Origin of the sequence: Streptomyces glaucescens, from assembly GCF_002154375.1 — a bacterium.
Taxonomy (GTDB): domain Bacteria; phylum Actinomycetota; class Actinomycetes; order Streptomycetales; family Streptomycetaceae; genus Streptomyces; species Streptomyces glaucescens.
The window spans coordinates 1-708 of sequence record NZ_MUND01001129.1; the positions used below are offsets into that span (position 1 = coordinate 1).

Consider the following 708-nt stretch of genomic DNA (forward strand, 5'->3'; position numbering starts at 1 on the left):
GGGGGATGGGGGCGTGCCGCGCGTCCGTGCTCATGCGCCCCCCGTTTCCTCGTGCCCGGGCCCGACTCCTCGCACACGGGCCGCCCGTCTCCTCGTACGCGAGCCGGCCGTCCGCACGTCGCACGCGTACCCGCACGGCCGGACCGCCGTCCGGCGGGTGCTCCCGCGCGGGGCCGTTCCGCCGTGCGTGCGCGTCACTTTACGGGTTGCCCGCGCCGATGCGGGAACCAGTCCACGACCGCGGGGCATCTGCCCGGAACATCCCCCTACCCTGCGGTAATCCTGTCTGGCAGGCTTCGGTCATGACTGCGCGCGCCGCCGACCGGGCCCGTTACGACCGGGCCACCGCCCATCTCGACGCCCCGCTGGCGATCGTGGACCTGGACGCCTTCGACGCCAACGCGGACGACCTGGTCCGCCGGGCGGGCGGGAAGCCGGTCCGGGTGGCCAGCAAGTCCGTGCGCTGCCGGGCCCTGCTGGAACGGGTGCTGGCGAAGGAGGGTTTCGCGGGCGTGATGTCGTTCACCCTCGCCGAGTCGCTGTGGCTGGCGCGTTCCGGGTTCGACGACGTCCTGCTCGCCTATCCGTCCGCCGACCGGGCCGGCTTCGCGGAGCTCACGGGCGATCCGAAGCTGGCCGCCGCGGTCACCGTGATGGTCGACGACCCCGCGCAGCTCACGCTCATCGACCGGGCGCGGGACGGCGGGC

General features: G+C 74.4%; 1 pseudogene. It reads left to right on the forward strand.

From position 1 onward, the window contains the following. Positions 1–302 precede the first annotated feature (302 nt). Positions 303–708: pseudogene (locus tag CCN42_RS41020) on the forward strand (amino acid deaminase/aldolase); the annotation flags it as partial.